Below are 24,812 nucleotides of genomic sequence, written 5' to 3' on the forward strand. Positions count from 1 at the left end.
AAATACAAAGAAGGAAGGCGTTAAAATGGAACTGGTTTGGTTATTATGCATAATTTTAGGCGCAGTACTCGTTCTTTACCTCTTGATTTTCGTGATTCTCGGTCTTAGGGTCATTTCCTCGGACCAGGTAGCCGTAGTCGAAAAATGGTGGAGTTTTAAGGGGTCCTTAAAGGATTCCATCATTGCATTAAATGGTGAAGCTGGTTATGCACCCATGCTGCTTCGTGGTGGCATTCATTTTAAAACGGCATTAATGTATAAAGTTCACAAATATCCGCTGATTACAATTCCCCAGGGACAGATTGCTTACATATTCGCCCGTGACGGTAAACCCTTAGAGCCGATTCAGACTTTGGGCAAAGTAATCCCGGAGGCAAATAATTTTCAGGATGTAACCGGATTTTTAAGAAACGGCGGTCAGAGAGGTCCCCAAAGAGGTATTTTAAGAGAGGGTACTTACGCAATTAATCTGGCCCAGTTTATTGTTATTACTCCCACGGATATTAAGGCAGTCTTTAACAGCTCAAAGAATGAGCGTATGGAGCTGACCACCATGCAGAAGACACTTTTGGACCGCAATGCTTTCAGTCCGGTAATCATTATGGGACAGAGTTCAGATGCAAGCGATATGATGGGAATTGTTACGGTACATGACGGTCCTTCCCTTCAGGAAGGGGAAATTATCGCTCCTTATGTGGGAGAAGCCCATGCCAGCTTTCAGGACCCTGAAAAATTCCTGGAACTGGGAGGCAGACGAGGTAAGCAGATTCAGGTTTTAACAGACGGTACCTACTACATCAACCGCTTGTTTTCAACGGTGGAATTCCGTTCGAAAACTGTCGTTCCCATCGGCTTTGTCGGAGTTGTAGTTTCCTTCTTCGGGAAGGAAGGCAAGGATACCACCGGCGACAATTACAGGCACGGGGAGCTGGTTGGCGCTGGCTGCAAGGGTGTGCTGGAGAAACCTCTGATGCCAGGCAAATATGCCTTTAATACGGATGCAGGAAAGGTGGTTCTTGTACCTACCACCAATATTATTTTAAAATGGAATAAATCCGAAGTTGGTTCCCACAAATATGATGAGAATCTGACGGAGGTGGATATTATTACAAAGGATGCTTTTGAGCCGTCCCTGCCCCTGTCAGTGGTAATGCATATTGATTACAAGCAGGCACCCTGGGTTATCCAGCGCTTCGGCGATATCAGCATGTTAGTCAACCAGTCTCTTGACCCTCTGGTAAGTGCATATTTTAAGGATGTTGCCCAGACGAAGACATTAATCGAACTCATCCAGGAACGAAGTGAGATCCGTGAAAGAGCACTGGGAGAGATGATGGATAAATTCCAGAAATATAACCTTCAGTTGGAGGAAGTACTGATTGGTACGCCGAAATCACCGACTTCGGATATACAGATTGAAAATATTCTTACCCAGCTTAGGGAAAGGCAGATTGCAGAAGAAAAGAAGGTCACCTACCAGAAGCAGCAATCTGCAGCAGAAAGTGAGAAATCCCTGCGCGAAGCCCAGGCAGTTGCAGAACAGCAGAGCTACCTGACAAAATCCAAGATTCAGATTGAAATTGAGCGCAATAACGGTGCTGCGTTAGCAAGTAAGGCCGAGCAGGAAGCAAACCAGATTATCGCTCTTGCCAAGGCGAATTCTTCCAGAATTACTCTGGAAGGTGAGGCGGAAGCGTCAAAGGAAAGCAATGTCGGTCTGGCAAAGGCCAGAGCAATCGATGCACAGGTTAAGGCTTACGGCGGTGCACAGTTCCGTGTTATCCAGGAAATTACCGATAAGCTCTCTGATGCCATCAAGAATGCCACGGTGGACATTGTGCCTAATACCGTAGTGAATATGGGAGCTGGAGATGGAAACGGAGGCAGTATCATAGATACCCTGTTAAAGTTTGTCACAATGGAGAAACTGGGGGTATCCGTTGGCAATACCGCAGAGAAAGAGAAGCCCTGGAAGGAAGACATGGACGATGCGGCGACTGCAAAAGAAGTGATTGAAAAGAATGCAGCAACGCAAGAGAATGGCGCAGAAAAGAAAGAACTGGAAAACGGCGGTACAGTATAAAATTGATATGGTTAAGTAAAGGGATACCGGGCAACTAAAAAGATAAGTTGCCGGTATCCCCTTCTTCAATCCCGTAAAATCCTCGTGTGAGGGGCGGGGATTCAATCTATAACTTTGTAAAGAGACAGAATCTTTCTTGGCATTTTCTCTTTAAATATCAAAAGCAGGAGCCCCAGTAATCCCAAGAAGGCAACTGATGCAAATCCACCGGCAGTAAATCCGGAAATAGCATTGCTTAGTATATTGTTAGAAATTGATCTTTCGATAATACCGGTTATCATTCCAAATATAAAAATCAACCAGTAAATTAACATAGGTAAAGTTACTATTCTGCTGGCTACATTTGATATTAACTGCCTGTTTATATCAATTCGGTCAAACCAGACAAATTTACCAATTAGGATTGCCGCCCATTTTATAGCATACTGTAAGAAGGTATCACAGCGTGATATTAAATACAGAATCATCAAAGTTGCAACGATTATTACAATCACTGCAGAACAGGAATGTAAATATTGATTGTAAATGAGCGTGCCCCTTTCATCCATATGTTTTTCTTTATCACGCTTATTTACTGTTTTAGGTTCTTCATATGTAGATATTCTTTTACTCATACACATAATAAACTTATATGTTCCAAAGCTTAATATTCCCATAAGCGATATAAGTATCAATCCGCTCTCATTCAAATGTTCCATAAACGAATACGGCCATTCGATAGTTCGGAGCCAGAAGAAGTCAATACAGCCAATAATGAGGATACCCAATAGAGGAAACCCAGTGATATAAAATTGTTCCATCCCTGTTAAATCAATTACTTTACTCAATTCTTTTTGTTTCTTTGTTTTATTAATGTTTCTGTCATGTCTTGTAACAAATATCCATACCAATAAATTAATGAAAGCAAAAGTAACTATTGCGGAAATAATTTTAATTAGCATATAAATAACCATGCCCTTTCCTGGTAATATTTATTTAGACCATCAAAAAACATTATATCCCATAATATTACATTTTTCAATAAATAAAATAATTTGGATGTTGTTTGCAGTACAATACAGTTTATGGTAAAATAAAGCCCATTGGAGTTAATTAAAGGAGCAATTTACTCCTTTATGAAAGAAACCATTTTAACAGGAAATCAAAGAGTTTTGGAGGGGTTTATGAAAACAGAGGATAGGAAATTAGTGTTAAAGAAGGATATTATCGAAGGACTTCGAAAGGTTGGAATCACAGAAGGAGATTCGGTGATGGTACATACATCATTGGGCCAGATGGGATTTGTATGCGGAGGACCCCAGATTGTAATAGAGGCATTGTTAGAAGCCGTAGGGACAGACGGCACCATAATGATGCCAACCCAGTCCTGGAAGAATCTTGATCCAAAAGCCGGCGTTCACTGGGAAGAACCCAAAGAGTGGTGGCAGACAATACGGGAAAACTGGCCGGCTTATGATAAGAGAATCACTCCGACTAACACAATGGGGGCGGTTGCGGAGATGTTTCGCAGCTGGCCGGGAGCTTTTAGAAGTGACCATCCTGCCCGCTCTGTGGCAGCAGCCGGAAAGAATGCCGAATATCTTACAAAGGAGCATGATTTAAGCAATATCTTCGGTATAGGTTCACCCATTGATAAATTATACAGGCTGGATGGGAAAGTATTGTTGATTGGAGTAGGTTACGATAAGAATACATCACTTCATTTGGCAGACGCCAAGGCTTCCTATCCTTCCAAACACAATTCCAAAGAGAGCAGTGCCATTTTGGAAGACGGAAAAAGAAAGTGGGTTACTTATGAAACCTTGTACGTGGACGGTGAAGACTTTGAAGAAATAGGGAAAGCCTTTGAAAAGTGCCATCAGATAAAGGAAACATTGATTGGCAATGCAGCCGTAAAATCTATGAACCAGAGGGAGCTTGTTGATTTTGCAACGGCCTGGATTGAAGAAAACAGAAGATAAAAACAAGGGGCTGTTTCAAACAGCCCCATTTTTACCTATTATTCCTCATAGGCTTTTACATACACAAAGTTTTCATTATTTCTATTCATTCGGTAGTCTTTATTCAATATGGAATTTAAAAATTCCTGTCCGCCGGATTCTGTAGGAATGAGCTCTATGTTAAGCTCTTTTTCTACTTCTTCTGCGGTGGTATCATCAAGAAATACATTTTCACCGGTTCTTAGCATGCTTGATGGAATGAGAAGACAGTCGCCTAAATCAGTTCCCTTATCCTTTAATTCTTTTAGCTGTTTCATGAGATCCTGTCCTGTAATCAGTCCTGCCACGGTTATTGTCTCACCAAAGAAATCGTTCCTGATGCATACTACGTTTATCTTTATATCTGGAAATGCCTGCATGATTTCTTCGGAAAAGGAGCGGACAGTCTTATAGGCAAGTTTTCCGGTAGCCATTGTAAGGTTTCTGTGCAGGGATAGCTTTAAGCTTTTGTACTCCTTCGATTCAATCGTATTTTTCAATGCTTCATGAAATTCATTGATAAAGAGTCTCATCATGCCAACACCGTTCTCTAACTGTATATAACCGTCATAACGCTCCTCCTCCGGGAAGTCACGTTCAGCGGTAATGTAGAATTCATCACTGGCATGAATGAAATGAAGTCCGAATTTATCATAATACTCCTGCTGATGGCACTCAATCATGTCGATTACCAAACCAGCCTCTTCTTTATTAAATAACTCCAGCGGATACAGTCCTTTCCGGTATTTTGTGATTCCGGCAGGTACTACGGAAACACTCCGCATAAACGGAAGATATTTTGACAGGTCATTTATAGACCTTTCAAGCTCCGGGCCGTCATTGACATGCTTGCATAATACAATCTGTCCATTCATTTCGATACAGCCTTCATACAGCTTATCAAGATTTTCTAAGGCTCGTCCGGCAAAACGGTTGTGAAGCATCTTGCAGCGCAGCTCGGGATTGGTGGTCTGAACGGATATATTAATGGGAGCAAGATTGAACCGGATTATCCGGTTAATATCTTTTTCAGACATATTCGTTAAGGTAATATAATTACCCTGAAGGAAAGACAGCCTTGAGTCATCATCCTTAAAATATAGAGTTTCACGCATGCCCTCTGGCATCTGGTCAATAAAACAGAAAATACATTTGTTGTGACAGGACCGGTAATCACTCATCAGGCCGTTTTCAAAATCAATGCCCAGGTCCTCGTCATATTCCTTATCTATTTCAAGAATCCATTCTTCTCCGTTGCTTTTTCTGATAAGAATTTCAATATATTCATCTTTGATAAGATACTGATAATCAAATACATCATCTATCTCTTCTTCATTGATAGCAATGAGATAATCGCCAGGTTCTATTCCCATTTCCACAGCGATAGAATCCGGCATTACCGTTTTTATCAGATGTCCGTTTGATTTCTTTTTCATTCTAATATCCATGCCTTTCCTGTACCTGCAAACTTTGGGCCGCAGGCACAAATTTGCGTGTGAAATGTCTTTTATTTCACACTACTCCCCATGCATATCGCAAGCTTGCTTGCGATACTGCTTAAATAGAAAGTGAAAAATGCTTTCTATTTTTCACACTACTCCTTCTTTCGTGAAGATCAAATCTTTGATTGAAAAAATCTATTTTTCGACTTTTATTAAAAGCTATAAGCAACACAGTGTTTTCCTGACTATACGAAGCGGCGTAGTCTCTTAGCAAGAATCTCCGCTTCTAATCGCATGATTATTATACACATACGGCATATGTTTGTAAATGGCAGCATACAATCATTTCAGAGTTTGGACAAAATAAGGGATATAATACGACATGAAAATGAAAGCCGCTTTGTGTTGCATATAATTTGAAAAAAAGTTATGATAGAATAAATGTAAAAAGCACAAGTAAAGGAGGCAAGGCGATAAATGACATTACAGCAATTGAAATATGTAGTAACAGTGGCAGAAAAAGGAACCATCAGCGATGCCGCAAAAGAATTATTTATTTCCCAGCCAAGCCTTACCACTGCTATTAAAGAACTGGAAAATGAAATGCAGATTACCATATTTAACCGAACCAATAAAGGGATAGTAGTATCAAATATTGGAGATGAGTTTCTTTCCTATGCCAGACAGGTTCTTGAACAGGCGAATCTCTTAGAAGAAAAGTTTCTAAGTGCGAAGAAACAAAGTCCGAGATTTTCAGTCTCCGCACAGCATTATTCCTTTGCAGTAAATGCTTTTGTCGATGTGATCCGTGAATTTGGCGGGGATCAATATGATTTTACTCTTAGAGAGACTCAGACCTATGAGATTATCGAGGATGTAAGCAGACTGAAAAGCGAAATAGGAATTCTGTATACCTCTTCAAAGAATGAGGAAGTCATTATGAAGCTCATAAAGCAAAATAGTTTGGAATTTGAAGAGCTTTTTGTGGCAAAACCCCATGTATTTATTAGTTCAAAGCATCCTCTTGCCAAAAGAGAGGTAATTACGTTGGAAGAATTGGACGAGTATCCGTACCTTTCTTTTGAGCAGGGAGATTATAATTCTTTTTATTTCTCGGAAGAGATTCTTAGTACCATTGACCGCAACAAAAATATTAAGGTGAGAGACAGGGCAACACTTTTTAATCTTGCGGTGGGGTTGAATGGATATACCGTCAGTACGGGAGTGATCAGCAAAGAGTTAAACGGTGAGAACATCATTGCCAGGCCGCTGATGGTACAGGAGTTTATGCGTGTGGGAACAATAAAGCAGAAGAATATGCCTCTTAGCAGGTATGGAAAGGCATACATGGAGGCATTAAAAGGACATGTGCTAAATTGTGCTTCCCAGTGATGAATTACACAGGATTAAACTGTTTTTTAAAGCGTTGAAATATAAAAGTATGCTTGCTATAGCTTAAAACTATAGCAAACATACTTTTATTTGTATTTTTCAAGGTTGTAAATGTAATTTATACTACTATCAGAAAGAATATTCGAAAGAACCATTAATTTGGAGGTTAACCGTGAAAAGTGCAGTAATAGGTTTCCCGAGAGTGGGAAAATTGAGAGAATTAAAGTTTGCATCCGAAAAGTATTTTCGTGGTGAGATAACAAAAGAAAACCTGGAGGAAACAGCAAAAGAATTAAGGAAAGAACATTGGGAATTGCAGCGAAATGCCGGAATTGAATATATATCATCCAATGATTTTTCTTTTTATGACGGTATGCTGGATATGACTGTTTTGCTGGGAGTGATTCCGGAAGAATACAAAAGGTTGGGACTGGATGAGCATGGCACCTATTTTGCCATGGCAAGAGGATATCAGGGAAAAGAAGGTGATGTGAAAGCATTTGCAATGAAAAAATGGTTTAATACCAATTATCATTATCTGGTGCCGGAACTTAATGATGGGTCACAGATTCATCTTTCCGGCAAAAAACCATTTGAAGAATATGAAGAGGCTAGGGCCTTAGGAATTGAAACAAAACCGGTCATTATTGGTGCATTTACCTTTTTAAAGCTTGCAAAATACAATGGCAGCAGAACGGCTCTTGATTTTGCAGAGCAGACAGCCAGGGCATACATACAAATCCTTGCTAAATTAAATGAACTTGGTACAAAGTGGGTTCAGTTTGATGAGCCTGCGCTGGTAACAGATTTATCAAAAGAAGACATTGAGCTGTTTGTGTCACTGTATAAGATAATTCTAAAACAGAAAAATAATGTAAAGGTGCTGTTACAGACATATTTCGGGGATATCAGGGATTGCTGTAAGGAGGTACTGGCATTAGAATTTGACGGAGCCGGCCTTGACTTTCTGGAAGGAAAAAAGACTTTGGAACTGCTGAAAGAAAACGGTTTTCCGAAGGATAAAATTCTCTTTGCCGGACTTGTCAACGGAAAGAATATCTGGAAATGTGATTATGCAAAAACACTTGATTTGTTTTCAAAAGTCAAAAAATACGCGCAGAATGTGATTTTGTCCACCTCCTGTTCCCTGCTTCATGTTCCGTATACTCTTGAAAATGAGACAAACCTTAAGAGTGAGGTAAAGAAGCATTTTGCATTTGCCAAGGAAAAACTTTTAGAACTCCATGAACTTTCCATCATTGCAGACAGCAGTGATTTTGAAGCTTTTTCAGAATATAAGAATAACAAAGTGATTTTTAATGCAGAGAGGTTATATGAGGATAAAGCTGTTCGGGAAAAGGTAGCTGCACTTTCAGAAGCTGATTTTAAAAGGAAAACAGACAGAAAAGAACGGGAACAGATTCAGAAAGCCAAGTTTGGACTTCCGTTGCTTCCCACCACCACTATCGGTTCTTTCCCTCAAACCCAGGAGGTTAAAAAGAACAGGAGCAGTTACCGGAAAGGTGAAATTGATAGGGAAACCTATGACAGGCAGGTCTTTGCATTTATAGAAGAGTGTATCAGAGAGCAGGAGAAATTAGGATTGGATGTCCTGGTACATGGAGAATATGAACGTAATGATATGGTGGAATTCTTTGGAGAAAATCTTGCAGGTTATGTTTTCACAGAGAAAGCCTGGGTACAGTCCTACGGAACAAGATGTGTGAAACCTCCGATTATTTTTGGTGATGTAAAACGTATCAGTCCAATTACGGTCAAATACTCTGAATACGCCCAGAGCCTTACAAAGAGGCCGGTAAAGGGAATGCTTACCGGGCCTGTTACAATACTCAACTGGTCATTTCCAAGAGAGGATATAAGCCTTCAGGAGATGGCCTATCAGATAGGAATTGCCATTCGCGAAGAGGTGTGTGATTTGGAAAAAGCGGGAATCAGAATTGTCCAGATTGATGAGGCTGCGCTAAAGGAAAAGCTTCCAATCAGGAAGAATGAATGGTACAGCGAGTACTTAGACTGGGCGATTCCCGCATTCCGTCTTTGCCACAGCAGGGTAAGACCGGAGACACAGATTCATACACATATGTGCTACAGTGAGTTTGAAGAGATTATAAGGGATATTGATAATATGGATGCGGATGTTATTTCCTTTGAAGCATCACGCTCTAAGCTTACCCTGATTGATGCTTTGAAGGCAAATGGGTTCGAAACAGAGGTAGGGCCCGGGGTATATGATATTCACTCCCCAAGAGTTCCGGCCGTAGAAGAAATCACCCAGGCATTGCTGAAAATGCTTGAAAAGATCGATAAGAATAAATTATGGGTGAACCCGGATTGTGGTTTGAAGACAAGAGGAATACCAGAGACAATAGCCAGCCTTAAGAATCTGGTGGAAGCAGCAAAAGTTGTAAGAAACTGATTAGATATTCGCGAAAGGAGTTAGGTTGAAAAAACAAAACCAGTTTTTTCAACTACATATTCAGGAATATCAAATCAAAGATTTAATATTCGCGAAAGGAGTTAAAATGAGTGAGAATAAGAATGCACCTTTTAAATATGACATTGTTGGAAGTTTTTTAAGGCCTGATTATTTAAAACAGGCAAGAAGTGAATATGCGGAAGGAAAAATCAGCAGAGAAGAACTAAAAGCGGTAGAAGATAGAGCAATTACAGACTTAATTGCAAAGCAGAAGGCAGCAGGACTTATAGCTATTACAGATGGAGAATTCAGAAGAAGTTCCTGGCATCTTGATTTTATGTGGGCCTTTAACGGTGTGGGACATGAAAAGACAAAGCACGGAATTCTGTTTCATGGAGAGCCGGCATTGATTGATGATACATTTCTTACCGGAAAAATATCTCTTGACAGCCATCCTTTTGTAGAACATTTTAAGTTTGTAAAACAATTCGAAGAGGAGAATACTGTTGCACGTCAGACCATACCTGCTCCGGCACAGTTCCTCTTTCAGATGATCATACCGGATAACCTTGAGAGCACCAAAGCCATTTATCCGAATGAAGAAGAGCTGATTCAGGATATTGCGGCGGGTTACAAAAAAATAATTAAGGATTTATATGAAGCGGGCTGTAAAAACATCCAGTTTGATGATTGTACATGGGGCGTGTGCGTTGACCCCAATGCCTGCTTTATCTTAGGAACGGATGAAGCAGGTTTACAGCAGACGATTGAGAAATTGATTCATATCAATAATCTTGCTATTGAAGGTAAGCCGGAAGATCTTGTAATTAATACGCATATCTGCCGTGGGAATTTCCATTCCACATGGGCTTGCCAGGGAGGATATGACAGGGTAGCAAAAGATCTTTTTGAAAAAGAAAATGTAAGTGCCTTTTATCTGGAATTTGATGATGAACGTTCCGGTGATTTTGAACCTCTTAAATACGTGGGCAAAGATAAGAAGGTTGTGTTAGGACTTATTACAACAAAATCACCTGTGCTGGAGAAGAAAGAGGATATCATCAGACGTATTAACGAAGCTGCGAAATACATTCCGCTGGAACGCTTATGTCTTAGCCCGCAGTGCGGATTTGCATCTACGGAAGAAGGAAACAAACTGACGGAAGAAGAGCAGTGGGCAAAATTGAAGCTCATTCAGGAAATAGCCAAAGAGGTATGGAAATAGAGGTTGGAATCAGAAAGAACCAATGCAAAGTCAATCATTTGCATTGGTTTTTTCTGATTCTGCCAGTGTTTGCAGTATAATACAGTTTATGGTAGAATAAGTTTATATCTTTAGCGGAAAATCGGATAGTGTAAGATTTTGTGAAAATGCTTTCAAATAAAGTTTAGGGAAGTATATCTTATAAAGGAGATAATATTAACTAATGAAAAGACCTATTTTAACAAAAGCGAATAACAGAACAATCCCAGCACAATATCATCCTTATTCAGGTTCGCCGGAAAATTGGTTAAGCTCTGGAATTTCTTTTGATTTTTTTATTAATTGGAAAACATATGCGGTTCAGAATGAAATATGGGTGAAAAGATTACTGGACAAAGATGAGATGCCACCTAAATTGAACATTTATAATTATTTGAAAGATAATGATGGTGATTTTCTGGACTTGTACAATTTTGCATCAGGACATGGGTTTGATTTACACTATATGTTATTTGATGATACTCAAAATTGGGGTGATGATGATTCTATTCTTTTTGATTTGCATTGTGCCAATGGTAATTGGATTAACGAAAGGGTAGATTTGACTAATATTAAATCTAGAATTTGTGAGCTATCCGGCGGTAAAATGAGAATAGGAGAAAAGGGACTGTTTTTAAGTACCAGTAATTTGGAGACTACCTTATCAAAGACGGATTATCCTTGGCCAGGGGATGTGGATGCTATTGTTTTGCACAAAGATAATAAAGTGCCATTAGTTATGTTAGAATACCGGAAACACACGAGAGAGTCGGATTTTGAAAGTGTTTCTAATTACTATATAAATAAAGCGGATAAGAGAAAATATGACAGGCTGCAATTATTAAAGAATGCAATAAATCCGCAGCTGTCATTAATAGTTGTTACATATCCAACATCCGTTAATATTCATAAAGTTCTGCTGGAAAGCATTAAAGTGGAAGGCGGAAAGATGTTAATTGAGGATAGCATAACCTGCCAGCTTCCAAATGGGATTAACCAAAGCATGGAATATAAAAAAGCAATATACTATATTATAAAGAAATAAGAACAAAGGATAACTTTATACAATTTTCCAATAAGCTGCACTATAGGGAGGAAGGCTGATTTCATTATGAAAGCTTTCCTCCCTTTCGTTTAATAAATCCATGGCATTGCCGGTATCAGGGTTAAAATGGGCGGTAAATGGTATGCCCTCGGCATTGATTGCTATTATGATACGCTCTCCTTCATAGGCACGCTCAAAGATATATTGCCGGTTAGTAAGCAGTAATTTCTTAAAAGTGCCGTAGCGAAGGGCTTTTTCCTGCTTAAAAAGGGCAGCACATTTTGCAATAAAAGCTGTCAGGTCATTGTTTACCGAAGTATTAAAACAAGGGCGAAGGGTATTATCTCCTTCTTCCTTACGACCGGTGGCACCCCATTCACTGCCATAGTAAATGCAGGGGCTTCCCGGAATGGCAAAGAGCAAAGCATAAATCAGCGGAAGATGCTTAGGATTAGAAAGGATACTGGCTATACGGCTAACATCATGGTTGTCAACAAAATTAAAGGGATGGCATCCTATATATTTCTGGCAGAAGTGCTGTTCCAGTGTGTAATTTATCTCAAACATGTTCATGTCGTTAAAGCTTGACCACATTCCTTTATAGACCTGGTAATTGGTAACGCTATGTAACATTTCATCATTCATCAGCTGACTGTAATCGCCATGCAGCATCTCGCCTAACAGGTAGAAATCCGGTTTCAGCGTATTGCAGAATATATGCAGACGTTTAAGAAAATCATGGGGGAGGCTGTAAGCAACATCCAGTCTTAAGCCGTCTATGTCAAACTCCTTCACCCAGCCTTTAATACTTGTAAATATATGCTGTACTACTTCTTTATTGCTAAGGTTTAACTTTACCAGCTCATAATGCCCTTCCCAGCCTTCATAGGAGAGACCGTCATGATATCCGTTATCACTGTTAAGGTTAAGTCCGGCAAACCATCCGCAATAGGGAGAACTCTCACGGTTATTAAGTACATCTTGAAATGCCCAGAAACCACGTCCGACATGGTTGAATACGCCATCTAATACAATACGGATACCTGCTGCGTGAAGTTCTTTGCAGACACTGGCAAAATCTGCGTTTTCACCAAGACGGCAGTCAATTTGCTGAAAATCCCTGGTGTCATAGCCATGGGAATCGGAGGAGAATACAGGGCAAAAGTAGACAGCATTTGCACCGGTATTTCGAATTTGCCCAATCCAATCCGCCACTTTAAGGATGCGGTTTACGGTAATGCCATCATTTTGTGATGGTGCTCCACAAAAACCCAGCGGATAAATCTGATAAAATACACTGTCATATGCCCACATACAGCCACCTCGTAAAATAATTTTTTCTTTTTGAATATGTTCATGATAGTATGTTAAAAATGCAATGTCAATAGATATTGATAAATATAATCATTAGCAGAGTTGACGTTTATGGGATAAAAGTATAATATAGCAGTGATATATATCACTGCTATATTATACTTTATAAAGAACATGCTTTGGAATATTCTAACATATCAAAGAAAAGAGAGGCCTTAAAACATGGTTGAGATATTTACAAAGGAAAAATTTTTAGAGGAAGGGAAAAAAGAATTCCTGGTAAAAGGCTATAAGGAGACTTCTTTACGGCAGATATGCAAGAATTTAGGGCTTACTCTTGGAGCCTTTTATGGTTACTTTAGCGGTAAAGAAGATTTATTTGATGCTATTGTCTCTAAGTCTGCAAAGGAACTCTTTGATTTTTACACAAGATGCCATAAAGATTATATGGAACAAGACCCTAAAGCCCAATTTGACCATATTGGTGATATTTCTTCTACTGAATTACAAACTATGGTTGACTATATGTACCGGTACTATGATGAGTTTAAGCTGGTATTTTGCCGTTCATCGGGGACAAAATACGAGTTTTATTTGGAGCAGTTTATAGTGATTGAAGTAGCAGCTACCAGACAATTTCTTGACCTGATGGAGGCAAATGGATTTATGACGGCAGAAATTGATGACCAGCTCAGCCATAATCTGGCTAGTATGCTGTTTAAAGGGCTTATTGAAATATTTGAGCATGATATGCCCTATGAGCAGGCTGCAAAATATGTCCATAAGCTTGGCTTATTTTATACGGCAGGCTGGATGAAATTATTTGAAGGGTAATTTTTTTATTTGCTGGTTAGTTACTACTAACCAATTACATATAAGCTAATGTATTATACATAACATGGAGGGATAAGAGGATGGACAAGAAAAAAAGTACGTTATCCTGGCTGATGGAATGGGCAAAGCCCTATAAAACCAACTATATTTATTCAGTGGTTTTTGCAATAGCCGGGGTATTTTGCGGAATTGCACCGTATTACGGAATTACAAAAATCATTATAGGACTGCTGAATAATAACAGGGAACTGAATTATTATTATTTCTGGATAGGAATATGTGCGGCTTTATGGGTGCTTCGTTACCTGTTTCATGGGATATCCACATCTTTATCCCACCGGTCGACATTTGCAGTAATAGCAGAGGTGAGAAAGCGTCTTGCTGCCAAGCTTGTTAAGCTGCCGATGGGGTATCTGATGGATACGCCATCCGGAACGGTGAAGAATATCATTGTCGAAAAGGTTGACAGTATTGAGACAACATTGGCGCATGTTCTTCCGGAGATGACTGCCAATCTGCTGGGGCCTGTCTGCATTATTATATATCTTTTTGCAGTTGATTGGCGAATGGCATTGATTTCACTTATAACGGTGCCGATTGGGCTGTTCTGTTACATGTTCATGATGAAGGATTACGAGGTGAAATTCAAGCATTATGTAGATTCCAATAAGCATTTGAATGCAACAGCCGTTGAGTATATTAATGGAATTGAGGTTATAAAGGCATTTAACCAAAGTGCGGCCTCTTATAAAAAGTTTACGGATGCTGCCAAGGAGGCATCCGGTTCGGCAATAAACTGGATGAGGGGGACCCTGCCATATTTTTCGGCTGCAATGTCAGTATTTCCTGCTGTTCTAGTGGGTGTCCTCCCACTGGGCTCCTACTTTTACATGAAAGGAAGCCTGACTGCGGAGACTTTTGTTCTGATAATTATCCTTTCTTTGGGAATTATGACTCCTTTAATTACTGTCATGTCCTATTCCGATGATTTGGGAAAGATAACTACGGTTGTAAATGACATTACCTCTATATTAACCGAGGATGACCTGATTCGTCCGGAAATGCCGGTTAAATTAAACAGTTATGATATAGAACTGAAAAATCTATCCTTTGCTTATAAGGATAAGACAGTACTGCACAATGTAAACCTGCTGCTTCAGGAAGATTCTGTAACTGCTTTTGTCGGACCGTCAGGAGGCGGCAAATCAACCATTGCAAAGCTGATAGCTTCCTTGTGGGAAGTGCCGGAAGGAACTGTTTTTATCGGAAAGACAGATATCAGAAATATTCCGTTAGAACAGCTCAACACTATGATTGCCTATGTATCCCAGGACAATTATCTCTTTAATGATACCGTCCGGAATAACATCCGTATGGGAAATATGGCTGCAACGGATAAAGAGGTAGAGGAGGCTGCAAAGCAAAGCGGATGCCATGAATTTATTATGAAGCTGGAAAACGGATATGAGACAGTAGCAGGGGGAGCCGGAGGACATCTATCAGGCGGAGAGCGGCAGAGAATTGCCATTGCAAGAGCTATGCTAAAGAATGCACCTGTTATAATTCTGGATGAAGCGACGGCCTATACAGATCCTGAAAATGAAGCAGTAATCCAAAGCGCAGTAGCAAAGCTGGTACAGGGAAAAACCTTGCTGGTAATTGCCCACAGACTCTCTACTATAACGGATTCTGATAAGATTGTGGTAGTGAATCAAGGTACAATTGAAGCCCAGGGCAAGCATGAACAGCTGCTTGATTCCTGCAGACTGTACCGGGATATGTGGAATGCACATATGGAAGCAAAGGATTCAGAGGGGGAGTGCCAATTATCGAATATTCAATCAAAGACTGAATATTCAGGAAAGAGGTTAGAATGATAAAAATATTTAAAAAGTTCTTCGATTTTTCAGGAAAGCAAAAAAAGCGGTTCTATGTCTCACTTATTTTTTCACTGCTTCACTCTATCTTTGAAGCCAGCCGGATTGTGGCTATTGCAGTTGTTTTGAAAGCAGTTATCAAGGATACTATGTCACCGTCAGTTATATGGACCAGTCTTCTCATTATGCTGGTAAGTATTGCCGGCTGCGCGTGGACCAGAAAGGTAACTACCATGCAGCAGACCATTGCCGGCTATACCATGTGTGCGGATAAACGCGTGGAGATCGGTGAACGGATGAAATATATGCCCATGGGGTATTTTAACAATAACAATCTGGGGCATATTGCTTCCATCACTACCAATACCTGCGAAAATCTTCAGGATATAGCAACCCGTGTTATCCTGATGTATTTGCAGGGAATGCTGACTACAACTGTAATATCCATTCTTTTACTGGTATTTGATGTCCGTATAGGAATTACGGCAGTACTTGGAATCCTGGCCTTTCTGCTTTTGAATCACCAGATGCAGAAGGTATCCATTAAGATTTCTCCGAAGAAAACCATAGCAGATATTGCTCTTGTGGATGCTGTTTTGGAATATGTGCAGGGGATTACGGTTGTAAAATCCTATAATCTTGGGAAACAGGCAAATAAGAAGGTTGACCGTAAGATTGATGAGGCGAATGATATTTGCTATACTTTGGAAAAAAAGTTTATCCCATTTATGTGCGGACAGACGGTGGTGTTTAAATTATTTGCACTTCTTATGATAACGCTGTCCGTCGTGTTTTGCCTGAATGGAAGCATGAGTCTGATTAATGCACTCTTAATGATTATATCTTCTTTTATTGTATATGGCCAATTGGAATCTGCCGGAATGTATTCAGCCCTGCTTCGCGTTGTCGATCAATCCGTGGACCATATTGCGGAAATCTTTGATACGCCGGTAATGGATGTCAATGGTGTTAAGGTGGAGCCAAAGAATCATGATATTCGGGCAGAGCATGTTACTTTTTCCTATGATGACAGGAAAATCATAGATGATGTGAGCTTTACAATTCCGGAGAAGACAACAACGGCCATTGTAGGACCTTCCGGAGGAGGAAAAACAACCATATGCAGCTTGATATCCAGATTCTGGGATGTTAATTCCGGTTCTATCACAATAGGCGGACGGAATGTAAAGGAATATACCTTAGACAGTCTTTTAAACAATATCAGCATGGTATTTCAGAATGTATACCTGTTTCACGATACCATAGAAAACAATATCAAATTCGGAAAGCCGGATGCCACAAGAGAACAGGTCATAGAAGCGGCAAAAAAAGCCTGCTGTCATGAATTTATTGAAAATCTGCCGGATGGTTATCAAACTGTTATCGGGGAAGCCGGGGCAACTATATCAGGAGGGGAAAAGCAAAGAATATCCATAGCCCGTGCCATATTAAAGGATGCACCCATTATTATTCTGGATGAAGCGACTGCCAATGTAGACCCTGAAAATGAAAAGCACCTGCAGGATGCTATAGCAGAGCTGACAAAGGATAAAACAATTATCATGATAGCCCACCGACTGAAAACGGTACGCAGTGCCAGCCAGATTCTTGTGCTTTCAGGAGGGAATATTCTTCAGAGAGGGAATCACGAACAACTAATGAAAGAAGGCGGCATTTACGCTGATTTTGTTAATATGAGAAGCAAATCAATAGGCTGGAAGTTAGGTTGATTACAGCTCCGGCATAGCACACAATTAGAACATTGGCCTAAAAAGGCAAGGGAAAATTTGTATACTTATAATGACAATGGAGCGTACATTTGGAAAGAAGATAGTAACTATAATAGCAACTAATGGGGGATATACATGAATACTAATTCTTCAAATCGTATTGTTGGAGCAGTGTTTTTATTGATTTCTTGTATACTGTATTCGACTGATAAAATCTGTTTGACCCTTTTTGTACTATCAACTGCTACGCTGGGAACCGTTTTGGATGTAGATCCTTTCAACAGCGCGGTGACAATAGGTTTATCTGTTGTTTCCCTGATACTTGGGGTAATATTCCTATTAAAGAAACAAGAATGATTTAACTCTGTAAATTTAAAAACCGGCATATACCTGATATAGACGAAGAGGCTGTTTCAAGACTGAGACAGCCTTTTTTGTGCAGTAGCTTATAGCATTCTTTGCAAATATTAAAAAAAATTTTAATTACTATATTGCATTAAATAATAGTTGGTGATAATATATAGCATGTAATGCAATAGAAATTCGGAATGTGATTTTAATAGCAGAAGTACATATCAGATATACAGAAAGGAGTTGGCATATGAATGCACAATTCAAAAAAGGCGCGCTGGAATTATGTGTGCTTTCAAAGTTAGCAGAAGCAGATCAATATGGATATGAGTTGACGGAAGCAATATCGAGGCAGATGGTAATTTCTACAGGGACTCTTTATCTGATTTTAAAGCGTTTGAAAGATGATGCTCTTGTAGAAACCTATTTGGTGGAGTCAGGAGAGGGCCCCGCCAGAAAATACTATCATCTGACGGAAAAAGGAAAGCTTCATCAGACAGTCCAGAAAAAAGAGTGGCAGGATTTTGTAAAAGTCGTACAGGATATTATAGATAGGAGGATGGATGCATGAATAAGACGGAATACTTAAATGCATTAAAAGAAGCATTAAAGGATACAGATGAAAGTGTAATGGAAGAAATCGTATCAGATTACGAAGAGCACTTTCAGGTTGGTATGGAATACGGGAAAAGTGAAGAACAAATCTGCGAAGAGCTGGGAGCAATCGATGATTTGGCGAAGGAAATCAGAGAAGTCTATAGCGGCGAGAGGAAAGATGATAAAAAAACAAAGGATACGAACCAGAATGCCGGGAAAAATAAATCTCACGAAGAAGATTTTAATATTCATCATATAGATGGTGAAAAGATTGGTGAGGCAATCAATAGTGCTTTGGACATGGCAGGGGATGCCATCAGTAAAATTGATGTAAATGAAATCGGGCGCACAGTAAAAAGCACATTGGATCAGGTGACTTCTTCCATTAGTAATTTTACCTATAATTATCTGAAGGACCAGGGAACCGGCACGGCAGATGCAGGTAAGCGGAACGGGGAAGGTTACAGGGAAAATGTAACAAAAAGTTATGATAATTCCACGAAGGCAGACGAAGAAAAAAGTGATAAGGAGATCACAGCAAATACATATGCAGGATTAAACTTAATTGTAGACGGCATATGTGCGGATATCAACGTACAAAAATCCACCGATGGGAAAATAAATATCCGATATGAAAACAATGGGAATGAACGGCAATGGCAGATGTATGAGTTTTACAGCTACCAGAAAGGAAATACCGTTTATGCAGGAATCCGCAGGATTGGAAAAGCCGTATTTTTATTTAACTATAAACAGAGTTCGATTAATATAAACATAGAAGTGCCGGAAGATATGGGTGATGTTAACCTGAAAACGGCAAGCGGCAGCATTCAGGTGTCTGATGTGACTGTAGAACGTATGCTGGCTGGTACAGCAAGCGGGGACTTAAAGGCAGAAGATGTTACAGCGAAATTTCTTTCATTGAAAAGCGCAAGCGGTGATATCGAGGCAAGAAATATAACCGCCGACATAATAGACAATAGCTCTTTAAGCGGTGATTTGGAGTGCGAAAATATTAAAACAAGTGAATGCAAAATCAGCAGTACAAGCGGTGATGTCGAAATCAATGAATTTGCCATGAATCATGCGGATATCAGCAGCCTAAGCGGTGATATAGAAATTCCACATGTGACCGGTGAAGACTTAAGAGTTAGCAGTATTAGCGGCAGCGTATCACTGGGAGTGAATGTAAATCGGTGCTATATAAGCTCAAAAAGCGGAGATATTGAAGTGAAATGCAATGGTGACCTTATACTTGAGTCCGGCAATATAAGCGGAGATATCAGAGTTCATTTGAAAAACCATAACAACGGATATTGTATCAAGTCCAAAACCACCTCCGGTAAGTTTGATATTGATTATGATGCAATGCACCATAGAAATCTGAAGACCGGGACATATTCCTATGGCGGCAAGGGGAGTGAACTTAGTTTAAGCACTGTAAGCGGTGATATCCGCCTGTATGATTAATAAAGCAATATTTGTCAGGAAGTAAAAACCCCTATAACTCTCTTTCAGACAGTGGATGAAGGAAAGTTATGGGGGTTTTTCGCTTATACCAATAATCGCAGGCAGGAGCAAAGCTGCCAGCACAGGAAACTTTATAAGAAAAGACTTTCTGAATAATCTTATTGTGCATGTAAGGTGAATGAAATATAATAAAGGGTAGTCGTATAAGCAGAATATATAAGTGATGTATGAGGCATACAAGGCAGATTATCAAAGTATTCTTATACAATGAGAATGGAACCTTTCAAAGCACAGTTGGGGTAGAAAACCATGAGAAATATAGAAAGCGTACAATACAAAAACGGAAGCAAGGAAGAATTATTGCCAGGCATTACACCGGATTTTCCCTATATTGCTTCTTATGTTGAACTCGATAAATTCATAGGCCGTCAAGCGCCGTGGCATTGGCATAAAGAAGTCGAGTTATTCTATATCAAACAAGGTGTGCTGGAATACTACACGCCTAAAGGGAAAATGATTTTTCCGGCTGGTTCCGGCGGCCTTGTCAACTCGAATGTGCTCCATATGACAAAACTGCAGGACGGAGCCGAGGATACAACGCAAATACTCCATATATTTGATACTGCTTTCATCAGCGGCCAACAAGGGAGCCTTATCGAGCGGAAATACGTACTCCCTCTTGTTACTGCCGGACAGGTAGAAATGATTGGATTGTACCCGGAAAACCCGGAACAGGCACAGCTACTACGACTGCTCTATCAATCCTTTCAATATTCTAAAATGGATTGCGCTTATGAAATCAAGTTAAGAGCTGCACTTTCGGAAATATGGTGCGGGATCTTGAATATTTCCGAACCGCTATGGAGCGTGAAGGGTTCTTACAACAAAACCAGCGATAAAATAAAGCTCATGCTGATTTATATCCATGAACATTATGCGGATAAGATCACAATAGCGGAAATAGCTGCCGCCGCTTATATCAGTGAGCGTGAATGTTTCCGTGTATTTCATGACAGTTTGCGTATGACCCCTGTGGAATACCTGAAAAGCTACCGTATACAGAAAGCCTGTCACTTGTTGGCGGAAAGCAACGAATCACTTACCTATATCTGCAACGCCTGCGGGTTGGGAAGCAGCAGTTATTTTGGAAAGACATTCCGCGACTGTATGGGGTGTACCCCTATGGAGTATCGCAGCAAATGGCAGGATAGTGATATAAACAGGCAGAAATAATATATTTTTTAAAAAACGATTGCACTATAATGACATTTATAAAGTTGATTGTGCAATCAATAAACAAAGCTGGCAGTCATCTTTAACAGGTGGCTGCTTTTTGTATTTGAAGATGTCATTTCGGGTATTCAGTCGGCTTACAGCGCTGGTATCAGGAAAATAATTACGAGTTTGACCAAAATATATGTTTGCGAAAAGGAGAGAAAAGTAATGATTAAACTTAACATCCTCAACATGGAAGGATTCTTGCAAGTTGTAAACAGTTGTAAAGATGCTGTAAATATCATCCAACCGGACGGGAGAAAGGAAGACATCAACAAGAAATACGATATTCAACGGGGACTGCAAAACAGGTACCACGAAAATCGGGGCAGACTGCCGCTCTCACTTGACATTCCAAACTCCAAAGACTATCTAAGGATTGTCTACTATTCCATAGACGAGCGTTAAATACGCTTTACCTGTAAAGCTGTTTACAGCAAAGTAGCCCGGCCGTTTTCGGTCGGGCTACTTTGCTTGGAAAAGAAAGCAAAAGGAATTTAGCTCTCAATAGCTTATCTTTTTATTATTTCTTGGATTTCTTGTTAGTTAAGAACAAAGTTGGAATGAGCAATACCAAACTAAGGACTAATGCTAACATGAAACCATTATGGTAAGTAGTGGTCATGAGAGGAGTCGTTGGGACTTTACCTTGGACCCCAAGGCTAACAACCGTTGCAAGCACTGCTGAACCAAACGCACCACCAATATTTTGCATGAGTCTGGTTCCGACACTGGCTTGCGCAATTTCTTGTTTGACCATACCAGTGTATGCATCAGTCATCATTGGAATGGTGATACCACCGATACCGATACCGCGAACAAACAAGACAACACTCACAACAATGAGTGAAGATGCCTCACCAAAGAAGACAAATGGAATCGTGCCAACGATGGCTAATGTCAAACTTACCAAGACAACATTACGCGCACCCAATTTATCAGTTAGCTTACCAATCAACGGACGAGCAACTAACATACCGATACCTTGTGGAATCAAGATCAATCCAGCGCTCAAAACTGAGAAGCCCTTAATGTTTTGGAAAAACAAAGGTAATAACAACATGGGACCGTTGGTGGCAATCCCTGCAAGGAACAAGCCAACCATGACGGCGCTGAAATTTTTCATCTTAAACAAGTGTAATGGGAGAATTGCCTGTTCCTTTTTGATAGCAGCGTAAATCAGGTAGATGGCTAAAATTGCGATCCCAGAGGCAACATAACCAATAGTCGTGCTGTTGTTAAATGTAGCATTCTTCGCTGCTTTCGTAATCCCATAAATCAAGGCGGCCGAACTGGCACCCAATAAAATGATACCAATGAAGTCGAATTTGGCTTTCATATTAGCCGGCGTGAAGTTAGGCAACTTCATAGTCATCAAAGTGATGGCAAGAATACCAATTGGAATGTTGACAAAGAAAATGTAACGCCATGACAAGAATTGGACAATCACAGCCCCAATAACCGGGCCAAGGATTGGGCCCAAGACAGTTGGGATACCAATGGTCGAGATCATACGTCCCATTCGGTCCCTTCCAGCGACTTCAACACACAAAGTAGTCACCAATGTCATAATAAAGCCGGCACTGAAACCTTGAACAATCCGGAAAATAATCATTGAATTGATACTCCAGCTAAGTCCCGCAGCAATTGAAGCTGCTAAGAATAATACATTAGCACCAATCATTAACCATTTACCATTGAAACGTTGGACCGCCCAACCAGCAAGTGGCACTGAGATTGCCATAGATAACACATAACCCGTAATTACCCATTGAATTAAATCAAGTCCGATACTGAAATCACTACTCAAATGCTTTATGGCAATGTTTACCATTGTGGAATCAAGCAGTGGCATAATTGCTCCAAGTACTAAAATCCAGGCAATGTTCATGATGCTCTTTGGAATCGGCTCAAGTTCCGGAGCTTTTTTATTCTTACTCATCATAAATGAATCCTCCTCATTATGTGCAGCGTTTTTGTTCATAGTTTTTTACTTTACAAAACGCCGTTCTTTGTTTACAATAAGGTATAATCTATCACGTGACGTTCGAGTCAAGCGTTTTTCAAAAAAATATTAAAAACTTTTTTTGAGGAGAAAAAGGCAATGAAAAGTGTAAATGAAGTGAGTAAGCTCTCCGGCGTAAGTCGCCGTACCTTGCAATATTATGATGAAATCGGATTGTTACCGCCCAGCGCGGTGAAAAAGTCGGGCTACCGCCAATATGATGACGAGAGCCTGCGCCGACTGTGGAGTATTTTGTTTTATAAAGAGCTTGGCATTTCCCTTGATGACATTCGGTTGCTGCTTGAGAGTCCAAAGGAAATGGAAAAAGAGATCATGCGGCAGCATAAACAAATTCTCTTGGAAAAACAATCTGGGATACAAAAAATGATACTGTCAGTTGACCGGATATTGAATAACGATTTTGATATTTCAATGCTGCGGGATTTTGATAAAAATAGAATTGAAACAATGAAGAAAACATATGCAAATGAAATCCGAGTATTAATGGAAAGCGGTTTTTTTCTTCCGGTAGTGAGAAGCGGCATACTTTCGGGCAACATGTCCATTATGGAAAATGCTTCGAAAATAATGCACATGGATTTTGGTAAGATCATTGCTCTTGGCGAGGAAGTCTTCCAAAAATTTTGCAATGCCATGAAGGATGGCTCGGACAGCTTGGCGGCAAAAGATGCGGTCAATGCTTATATGCAATTTATAAATATATTTATTCCCTGTGATGATACAGCTTTTCGTAAAATCGGACAGGCGTATTTGAAGCATAAAGAAGAATTGGACAAAAAGACACCGGGGCTTGCGGAGTTTGTAAGTGCGGCAATTATGCATGTGTATCCATAATCAGGATATTAAAACGCGTGCGGTACAGTTTTGCCCGGTGCATTCTGCCGTAAGCGTCCTAACAGCCTCGTTTATATTGAACAAATGGTAAATCAATAATTGAATGGAATCAAAATACATGAAGGGTAAAGAAAAATAGAATGAAAAAATTGTTCGGAAAATTCCAATATAATTCACCGGTAACTTTGACTTTTGCTTTTGCTTCGCTGGCAGTGCTGCTGTCAGGCTATGTGACGGGAGGACTGTCTACGCACTTGCTATTTAGTGTATACCGTTCCTCTTTGGCAGACCCTTTGAGCTATTTCAGAGTGTTTGGCCATGTTCTTGGTCATGCAAATTGGAGCCATTACTCTGGCAATATGGTCTTGTTTTTGGTATTAGGGCCAATTCTGGAAGAAAAATACAAATCAAAGGATTTTCTTTTAATGCTTGCCATTACTGCGCTTGCATCGGGATTATTTTACGTTATTCTATATCCCGGTAATGTATTATTAGGGGCAAGCGGTATTGTATTTATGATGATAGTCCTATCGTCTGCGGCTGGCATGAAGGATGGGAAAATTCCTCTTACTCTGATATTGGTTGTAATAGTTTACCTTGGAGGCGAGGTATTAAGTATCGGAGCAAAAGATGGAGTAGCCCATGCAGCCCATATTATAGGGGGAATCTGTGGAGCAGGTTTTGGTTTGGTTCGCAGGCGCACATAGACCAGCCTTAAGCGGAAACGATTATTTATAGAAAATATAGAAGTCTTGTAAGTTGATTTAAGAGAAGTAAATAATACCCTGCGGCCTTTGACTGGCTGCAGGGTATTTGGGTTATAGAAAGCAGAAATGTTTTGAAATTTATTTATGCCTGTTCTATAATAGTAAATAATAACTGT

The 24,812-nt window shown here is 40.0% G+C and carries 19 protein-coding genes; 15 read left to right on the forward strand and 4 right to left on the reverse strand.

What is annotated here, in order from left to right:
• The first annotated feature begins 25 nt into the window (after positions 1–25).
• Positions 26–2,083 (forward strand): SPFH domain-containing protein, encoded by a 2,058-nt coding sequence (locus tag BUF11_RS02155; protein ID WP_073587150.1) that lies wholly within the window; start codon positions 26–28, stop codon positions 2,081–2,083.
• A gap of 101 nt (positions 2,084–2,184) precedes the next feature.
• On the opposite strand, the gene BUF11_RS02160 is transcribed toward BUF11_RS02155, so the two are convergent.
• Positions 2,185–3,036, reverse strand: coding sequence for a hypothetical protein (locus tag BUF11_RS02160; protein WP_073587151.1), 852 nt, complete (start codon positions 3,034–3,036; stop codon positions 2,185–2,187).
• 210 nt (positions 3,037–3,246) lie between these two features.
• Here BUF11_RS02160 and BUF11_RS02165 point away from each other — a divergent pair, with 210 nt between their 5' ends.
• Positions 3,247–4,044 (forward strand): aminoglycoside N(3)-acetyltransferase, encoded by a 798-nt coding sequence (locus BUF11_RS02165; RefSeq protein WP_073587875.1) that lies wholly within the window; start codon positions 3,247–3,249, stop codon positions 4,042–4,044.
• A 38-nt stretch (positions 4,045–4,082) separates the two neighbouring features.
• Here BUF11_RS02165 and BUF11_RS02170 read toward each other — a convergent pair whose 3' ends face one another.
• On the reverse strand, positions 4,083–5,498 hold the full coding sequence (locus BUF11_RS02170; RefSeq protein ID WP_073587876.1) for a DUF512 domain-containing protein: 1,416 nt from the start codon (positions 5,496–5,498) through the stop codon (positions 4,083–4,085).
• Positions 5,499–5,981: 483 nt separating this feature from the next.
• On the opposite strand from BUF11_RS02170, the gene BUF11_RS02175 reads away from it, so the two are divergent.
• The 4 genes from BUF11_RS02175 (at position 5,982) to BUF11_RS02190 (ending at position 11,621) form a co-directional block, all read left to right on the forward strand.
• Positions 5,982–6,896 (forward strand): LysR family transcriptional regulator, encoded by a 915-nt coding sequence (locus tag BUF11_RS02175; RefSeq protein ID WP_073587152.1) that lies wholly within the window; start codon positions 5,982–5,984, stop codon positions 6,894–6,896.
• A gap of 172 nt (positions 6,897–7,068) precedes the next feature.
• The gene (gene metE / locus BUF11_RS02180; protein ID WP_073587153.1) at positions 7,069–9,333 is read left to right on the forward strand and encodes a 5-methyltetrahydropteroyltriglutamate--homocysteine S-methyltransferase; all 2,265 of its coding nucleotides are present in this window, start codon (positions 7,069–7,071) and stop codon (positions 9,331–9,333) included.
• 106 nt (positions 9,334–9,439) lie between these two features.
• Positions 9,440–10,558 carry a 5-methyltetrahydropteroyltriglutamate--homocysteine S-methyltransferase gene (locus tag BUF11_RS02185; RefSeq protein ID WP_073587154.1) on the forward strand — a complete coding sequence of 373 codons (1,119 nt, stop codon included), beginning with the start codon at positions 9,440–9,442 and terminating at the stop codon, positions 10,556–10,558.
• A 202-nt stretch (positions 10,559–10,760) separates the two neighbouring features.
• A complete protein-coding gene (locus BUF11_RS02190) occupies positions 10,761–11,621 on the forward strand; it encodes a hypothetical protein (RefSeq protein WP_073587155.1) in 861 nt (286 codons plus the stop codon).
• Between the two features lie 15 nt (positions 11,622–11,636).
• On the opposite strand, the gene BUF11_RS02195 is transcribed toward BUF11_RS02190, so the two are convergent.
• Complete coding sequence (locus BUF11_RS02195; RefSeq protein WP_073587156.1) at positions 11,637–12,935, reverse strand: alpha-amylase family glycosyl hydrolase; 1,299 nt, start codon at positions 12,933–12,935, stop codon at positions 11,637–11,639.
• A 222-nt stretch (positions 12,936–13,157) separates the two neighbouring features.
• Here BUF11_RS02195 and BUF11_RS02200 point away from each other — a divergent pair, with 222 nt between their 5' ends.
• From BUF11_RS02200 to BUF11_RS02235, 7 genes are all read left to right on the forward strand, one after another.
• Positions 13,158–13,769 (forward strand): TetR/AcrR family transcriptional regulator, encoded by a 612-nt coding sequence (locus BUF11_RS02200; RefSeq protein WP_073587157.1) that lies wholly within the window; start codon positions 13,158–13,160, stop codon positions 13,767–13,769.
• Between the two features lie 80 nt (positions 13,770–13,849).
• Positions 13,850–15,646, forward strand: coding sequence for an ABC transporter ATP-binding protein (locus tag BUF11_RS02205; RefSeq protein WP_073587158.1), 1,797 nt, complete (start codon positions 13,850–13,852; stop codon positions 15,644–15,646).
• A complete protein-coding gene (locus BUF11_RS02210) occupies positions 15,643–17,376 on the forward strand; it encodes an ABC transporter ATP-binding protein (protein WP_073587159.1) in 1,734 nt (577 codons plus the stop codon). The genes BUF11_RS02205 and BUF11_RS02210 overlap by 4 nt, the downstream gene beginning before the upstream one ends.
• Positions 17,377–17,977: 601 nt before the next feature.
• Entirely contained in the window at positions 17,978–18,298 is a 321-nt protein-coding gene (locus BUF11_RS02220) for a PadR family transcriptional regulator (RefSeq protein ID WP_073587161.1), read from the forward strand.
• Positions 18,295–19,794: a DUF4097 family beta strand repeat-containing protein gene (locus tag BUF11_RS02225; protein ID WP_073587162.1), complete on the forward strand. Its 1,500-nt coding sequence runs from the start codon at positions 18,295–18,297 to the stop codon at positions 19,792–19,794. Before BUF11_RS02220 ends, BUF11_RS02225 begins: the two co-directional genes overlap by 4 nt.
• Before the next feature lie 309 nt (positions 19,795–20,103).
• The gene (locus BUF11_RS02230) at positions 20,104–21,027 is read left to right on the forward strand and encodes a helix-turn-helix domain-containing protein (RefSeq protein WP_073587163.1); all 924 of its coding nucleotides are present in this window, start codon (positions 20,104–20,106) and stop codon (positions 21,025–21,027) included.
• Positions 21,028–21,273: 246 nt separating this feature from the next.
• Complete coding sequence (locus BUF11_RS02235; RefSeq protein ID WP_242952295.1) at positions 21,274–21,477, forward strand: hypothetical protein; 204 nt, start codon at positions 21,274–21,276, stop codon at positions 21,475–21,477.
• A 115-nt stretch (positions 21,478–21,592) separates the two neighbouring features.
• Here the strand turns inward: BUF11_RS02235 and BUF11_RS02240 are convergent, their stop codons facing one another.
• Positions 21,593–23,014, reverse strand: coding sequence for an MDR family MFS transporter (locus BUF11_RS02240; RefSeq protein ID WP_073587165.1), 1,422 nt, complete (start codon positions 23,012–23,014; stop codon positions 21,593–21,595).
• Between the two features lie 159 nt (positions 23,015–23,173).
• Here BUF11_RS02240 and BUF11_RS02245 point away from each other — a divergent pair, with 159 nt between their 5' ends.
• Both BUF11_RS02245 and BUF11_RS02250 read left to right on the forward strand, forming a co-directional pair.
• Positions 23,174–23,929, forward strand: a complete 756-nt coding sequence (locus BUF11_RS02245; RefSeq protein WP_073587166.1) for a MerR family transcriptional regulator — start codon at positions 23,174–23,176, stop codon at positions 23,927–23,929.
• A gap of 140 nt (positions 23,930–24,069) precedes the next feature.
• The gene (locus BUF11_RS02250) at positions 24,070–24,636 is read left to right on the forward strand and encodes a rhomboid family intramembrane serine protease (protein WP_073587167.1); all 567 of its coding nucleotides are present in this window, start codon (positions 24,070–24,072) and stop codon (positions 24,634–24,636) included.
• The last annotated feature ends 176 nt before the right edge of the window (positions 24,637–24,812 follow it).

This window comes from Anaerocolumna xylanovorans DSM 12503 (assembly GCF_900143645.1).
GTDB classification, from domain to species: Bacteria; Bacillota; Clostridia; order Lachnospirales; family Lachnospiraceae; genus Anaerocolumna; species Anaerocolumna xylanovorans.

What these genes read in the sequence shown, in the direction of transcription:
- BUF11_RS02155 (WP_073587150.1), top strand. Translation starts at nt 26, where the DNA reads ATGGAACTGGTTTGGTTATTATGCATAATTTTAGGCGCAGTACTCGTT.
- BUF11_RS02160 (WP_073587151.1), bottom strand. Translation starts at nt 3,036, where the DNA reads ATGGTTATTTATATGCTAATTAAAATTATTTCCGCAATAGTTACTTTT.
- BUF11_RS02165 (WP_073587875.1), top strand. Translation starts at nt 3,247, where the DNA reads ATGAAAACAGAGGATAGGAAATTAGTGTTAAAGAAGGATATTATCGAA.
- BUF11_RS02170 (WP_073587876.1), bottom strand. Translation starts at nt 5,498, where the DNA reads ATGAAAAAGAAATCAAACGGACATCTGATAAAAACGGTAATGCCGGAT.
- BUF11_RS02175 (WP_073587152.1), top strand. Translation starts at nt 5,982, where the DNA reads ATGACATTACAGCAATTGAAATATGTAGTAACAGTGGCAGAAAAAGGA.
- BUF11_RS02185 (WP_073587154.1), top strand. Translation starts at nt 9,440, where the DNA reads ATGAGTGAGAATAAGAATGCACCTTTTAAATATGACATTGTTGGAAGT.
- BUF11_RS02190 (WP_073587155.1), top strand. Translation starts at nt 10,761, where the DNA reads ATGAAAAGACCTATTTTAACAAAAGCGAATAACAGAACAATCCCAGCA.
- BUF11_RS02195 (WP_073587156.1), bottom strand. Translation starts at nt 12,935, where the DNA reads ATGTGGGCATATGACAGTGTATTTTATCAGATTTATCCGCTGGGTTTT.
- BUF11_RS02200 (WP_073587157.1), top strand. Translation starts at nt 13,158, where the DNA reads ATGGTTGAGATATTTACAAAGGAAAAATTTTTAGAGGAAGGGAAAAAA.
- BUF11_RS02205 (WP_073587158.1), top strand. Translation starts at nt 13,850, where the DNA reads ATGGACAAGAAAAAAAGTACGTTATCCTGGCTGATGGAATGGGCAAAG.
- BUF11_RS02210 (WP_073587159.1), top strand. Translation starts at nt 15,643, where the DNA reads ATGATAAAAATATTTAAAAAGTTCTTCGATTTTTCAGGAAAGCAAAAA.
- BUF11_RS02220 (WP_073587161.1), top strand. Translation starts at nt 17,978, where the DNA reads ATGAATGCACAATTCAAAAAAGGCGCGCTGGAATTATGTGTGCTTTCA.
- BUF11_RS02225 (WP_073587162.1), top strand. Translation starts at nt 18,295, where the DNA reads ATGAATAAGACGGAATACTTAAATGCATTAAAAGAAGCATTAAAGGAT.
- BUF11_RS02230 (WP_073587163.1), top strand. Translation starts at nt 20,104, where the DNA reads ATGAGAAATATAGAAAGCGTACAATACAAAAACGGAAGCAAGGAAGAA.
- BUF11_RS02240 (WP_073587165.1), bottom strand. Translation starts at nt 23,014, where the DNA reads ATGATGAGTAAGAATAAAAAAGCTCCGGAACTTGAGCCGATTCCAAAG.
- BUF11_RS02245 (WP_073587166.1), top strand. Translation starts at nt 23,174, where the DNA reads ATGAAAAGTGTAAATGAAGTGAGTAAGCTCTCCGGCGTAAGTCGCCGT.
- BUF11_RS02250 (WP_073587167.1), top strand. Translation starts at nt 24,070, where the DNA reads ATGAAAAAATTGTTCGGAAAATTCCAATATAATTCACCGGTAACTTTG.